Origin of the sequence: Endozoicomonas ascidiicola (assembly GCF_001646945.1) — a bacterium.
GTDB lineage: Bacteria > Pseudomonadota > Gammaproteobacteria > Pseudomonadales > Endozoicomonadaceae > Endozoicomonas > Endozoicomonas ascidiicola.
In genome coordinates this window covers 62,384-66,775 of record NZ_LUTV01000007.1, presented here as the reverse complement: position 1 = coordinate 66,775, position 4,392 = coordinate 62,384, and the positions used below count along the sequence as shown (strand labels likewise).

Annotated in this window: 4 protein-coding genes; 1 reads left to right on the top strand and 3 read right to left on the bottom strand. The window is 44.8% G+C overall.

Annotation, left to right across the window (positions count from 1 at the left end; all coding sequences use genetic code 11):
- Positions 1-128: 128 nt before the first annotated feature.
- The 3 genes from AKL11_RS19465 to AKL11_RS19455 form a co-directional block, all read right to left on the bottom strand.
- A complete protein-coding gene (locus tag AKL11_RS19465) occupies positions 129-824 on the bottom strand; it encodes a class I SAM-dependent DNA methyltransferase (RefSeq protein WP_172807346.1) in 696 nt (231 codons plus the stop codon).
- 659 nt (positions 825-1,483) lie between these two features.
- Positions 1,484-2,413: a UPF0236 family transposase-like protein gene (locus tag AKL11_RS19460; protein ID WP_301335672.1), complete on the bottom strand. Its 930-nt coding sequence runs from the start codon at positions 2,411-2,413 to the stop codon at positions 1,484-1,486.
- A 91-nt stretch (positions 2,414-2,504) separates the two neighbouring features.
- Complete coding sequence (locus AKL11_RS19455; RefSeq protein WP_067518350.1) at positions 2,505-2,789, bottom strand: hypothetical protein; 285 nt, start codon at positions 2,787-2,789, stop codon at positions 2,505-2,507.
- A 282-nt stretch (positions 2,790-3,071) separates the two neighbouring features.
- Here AKL11_RS19455 and AKL11_RS19450 point away from each other — a divergent pair, with 282 nt between their 5' ends.
- Positions 3,072-4,229, top strand: coding sequence for an IS4 family transposase (locus AKL11_RS19450; RefSeq protein ID WP_067520783.1), 1,158 nt, complete (start codon positions 3,072-3,074; stop codon positions 4,227-4,229).
- Positions 4,230-4,392: the final 163 nt, after the last annotated feature.

Here is a 4,392-nt window from a genome sequence, read left to right as displayed (position 1 = left end):
TGGCTGGTTTCCTCCTTTGTATCCACTGTTTTTAATAGCAGAAAAGTAGGTCAGTCATGCCTTTTTCAGGTCAGTTTAAAAGTCGAACATCGCGTCTCATATAATACACGACACTAATCATTCGATATTCAGATTTTCACACACGCAAAAATCGCATTGCCAGAACGACCATCAAGAGGCATTATTTTTTCATAATCGTGCTCGAAGGTGTAAACCTCAAAGTAAGGATCTAACAGACTCTTAAGCTCGCTAAAGCCGATAGCAACCATGGGATGTTCATCCTGCCAACATTGCTTTTCCTGGGGCGTACTTTTTTCAATACTCAGTTTTAACAACTGTTTGTCTCCGCTCCCGGGATAATTCCAACCAGAGCTGAATACAAAATGGCTGTCATCATAATCCACCGTATGACTGACTACGGAAGCGTTACTGATTTTGCTCTTTTCAACGGCATTAAAACAGAACACTCCTCCGTCACTAAGCGCTGCATGCGCACTTGATATACACGACTTAAGTCTTTCAATACTATTACTGTAATGAATGGAATACAGAAAGCAGGTGATAAGATCTACCGGCTGTACAATCGTGAATTCACACATATCCTGCAAAATAAAGTCCGCCTCCGGGCAGCGTACTCCAGCAATGTCCAACATGGGCTGATTAATATCCAGACCGCTGCTCTGATAACCCTCATCAATAAAGTGACGCACATGAGGCCCGGTGCCACAGGCAAGATCTAAATGTTTTGTGCCTTTATTACCGAACAGCTGATGAAGCCGATGTACATAGTCACTCTGAGTTTGATAATCAATGTCTGCACACATTAAGTCGTAGTAGCAGGATAGGTCTGTGTATAAGGCATTAGAAGAGAGAGTAATCACGTACTTTTACCCGAGAGAAATTGGTGGCGAATACTACAAAAAGTCTCGCTGTCTGCGTATCCATGCTTCTACCGCGATATAAGCAATTGCAAAGTCCGTTGCCATGAAGATATAGAGAAAAATACGGATGACGCCAGCACAGCAAGGAGACTTTTTGGTAAAAGCCTTACCAAAAAAATGGACACCTAGTTAACACAAAAAGACAGTGATCGTTTAAAAAGTATAATTATGAAAGGGAAATAAGGAGGTTACAGAAGGGATAATGACGGTGAGGAAGGGATTCAACCCCTTACACCGCCAGATATACACAATACAAATCAATTGATTACGCAAGCATCAATCTACAAAAAGTGCTAAAACTGGTTACTTTAAGTGGTTCTTGGTCAGTTTTGTGGACACTTTTTGGACACATCAAGTTGGCGTATTGCGTAATATATGAACTCTACTTTAGTGATGTAGTCTGTGTAACAAGCAAACTCCATAAACCATCTACCTTTGATCCCAAAAAGGATTTTATTGCCGTTGAACGAACATGGTCCCTAGTTTCCATAAGCTTACCTGATGCTGCAAGATGGGTGAAATTAAAAGTGTCCTTTCACCGGTTACCCTAAGCGCTCCCAGTACTGATCCCATTCACCGTTAGCTCGTAATGTTCTTAAGCCAAGCATTGCTTCAGCGTTCTCGGGTTTCCACCAGGCGCCGGGTATCTTGAGTCGCATTTGCACTATTGAACTGTTCGCACTCTCTATTTCACCAGAACCGATGGGAAGGTTTACCGCTCTCGCTGCCGCATATTCAAACTGACCTGGACGGTTTCTGATGTATCGATGGCATTCCTCAGACTTATTCGCGGCCTTGCCCTTCTTTCCATTTCTATGCTGATCAAGCTCTGCTATGACTGCAYTCACATCTCCTGACTTCATCCGTTCCTGTTGGCAATGCCGCCACTCGATACGAGCCGCCTTTTTATAGCCCACGCACTCTTCTGCTGCATCAGCAAAGTACTCAGAGAGATGGTAATAGTCGACAAGGTAGCTCCCTTGGTTTCCAAACACCCTTTTTGCCTGGCTGGCAATCCAGGTAGCTCCATCACTTACGCAGTGAATAGACGACTTCGGATTAAAGCCTTGTGCTAAAGCACAGTTTAACCACTGATCACCGGCCTTATTAGGGCCTTTCATAGTAGCCAGATGACGCTTATCATTGCTGCCGAGCTTATAGACCTGACAAARCTTGGCTTCTTGCCATTCCGTTTTACGCGTTTTTCGTTTGTCTCCGTCTTCTACGTCATTAAATAGAACAACAGGAATCATACTGCCATCCATTTCGCCCACAAACTGCTCAGCTTCACCGGTGAAGTCCTGAGAATTCTGTTCGGGAATGAAGGTTTCCTCTTGCATGCAACTGGCATGTTCAAGCGTAATAGCACGTACAGACGACTCAGGAATATCTATACCGTAATGTTCGTGCATTTTCTTAGAGGCTGCCTGGAAAGAGCAGTCAGCAGCAAAGTCGACAATTTTGCGTTGAATAGTGAGAGAATAGTCTCTGCAGTGAACCTGGGCAGCATGGCTAAAGGGTCTGAATCGATGTTGATCGATCGTTGGAAGCGCTCAACGACGCCTATTTTTCCGTAAGTGCTGAACCAATGAGTGTTTTTTTTCGAACTTTACTGTCGGGGTGTTTCAGGCAGGCCTCAGAAAACTTCTGATTTTCTTTGCAGGCACCCCAATCAGTAAGAAGCTCGTTACCCATACTACGGAGGTTCTGTGTGACGGCCTCCTCAGCATCACTGGCACGATCGAGCTGTCCAGACTCAGCTTCAACGATATCTAATAGGGCAGACACTCTACGTTCAAGTATCGGGTGGGCAGCAAGTCTATCAGCAAGAGAAACAGGCGAGGACATATTGATCTAACCGCTGAGAAATACTCATACAGTATTGTTCAAATCTTGGTTTTTTGGGGATGAAAAGGCTCTGGTGAGCACATTTAATTTCACCCTCGGTGAATAGTTATAACCTTGCAGCCAAAAATCTACGATCAAGTATCAACAAACATTAATTTAATCACTTAACAACACTGTTGTCCGGTTAAAAATCTGGGGAAGAACTGAAGTGCTTGTCTCTGTTGATCTACGGTAAAATAGCGGTTGTCGAGACAGCTATTTTACAGAACAAGAGAGACAGGCATGAAGCATCATARCAGCGTTTTCCAACAGTTACTCAAAACAATCCCACGTCACCAGTTTCAGAAGGTAGTTGATCGACACAATGGGGATCATCGAATMAGAACTCTGACATGCTGGACTCAGCTCGTTTCCATGATGTTTGCTCAACTGGCCAGCCGCGTTTCCATTCGGGATCTGGTTGAGAATTWTAATGCCTGCCACAACCACCATTACCATTTGGGTGTCTCTCGCATAAAGCGTTCTTCATTGTCGGATGCCAACRGCACYCGGGCGGCCAGTATTTTCGAAGAAACCTTTTTCTTTCTACTACAAAAGGTCAGAAGCCATCTGCCTCGGGGAGCGGGCAATGAAATGGTGCGCCTGATTGATTCCACGACCATGGACTTAAATTTGAACCAGTTTGAGTGGGCGCATTTTCGAAAAACTAAAGGCGGCATAAAGCTTCATACGGTGTATGACCCGAAGGCCGATACTCCCACTTTTTTCGAACTGACCACCGCCAAGAAGAATGACTGCAAAGCGGCTCAGAACCTTCCCATCATGGCAGGTGTCACCTATGTTTTTGACCGGGCTTACGACGACTACAGCTGGTATCACGAAATGACCTGTCAGGGCACGCAATTTGTGGGCAGGATGAAAACATCARCAGTCTATGAAGTCGTMGAATGTCGTGAAACAACAGAAGACTCTATTCTGGAAGACCAAATCATCAGGCTCTCTTCTGACAAAGGTAGAAAAGACTGCCCGGTTGATCTCAGGCGGGTCARGATTTGCCGGAAAGAAGACGGCAAAGTACTGGTGTTTATCAGTAACGATCTGAGGAGAAGTGCTGCAGAGATTGCTGCCTTGTATAAATCMCGCTGGCAGATCGAGCTGTTCTTYAAGTGGATTAAACAGAATCTGAAGGTCAAGYGGTTCCTTGRGCGCAGTGAAAATGCAGTAAAAATACAGGTGCTYAYAGCAATGATTGCCTACCTCCTGCTGCGATTGGCTCAGATCACAACATCCTGCAAGTTGTCGTTACAGCAAATAGCCCGAAGAATCAGTCTTAACCTGACCCGTCGGTGCTCTTTGTTGGAATTATTCAGTGATCCGCCGGATAGAATTGAAGCCAATTTACCCCGAAATCAGGGGAGTCTGGAGCTGGTTTATGCTTAACCGGACAGTAGTGTGAACAATGGGCTTAAAATCTCGTTCTCTGCGAATCGGTGTTTGTCAACATAGTTGTCGCCTCAACTCAGGCAGCTTTACTTAGTTGCCCGTTAATACATTTATCAGGATTAAGCCAGACTTCATCCGGTAGATCCCAGTTTCTGGTTGC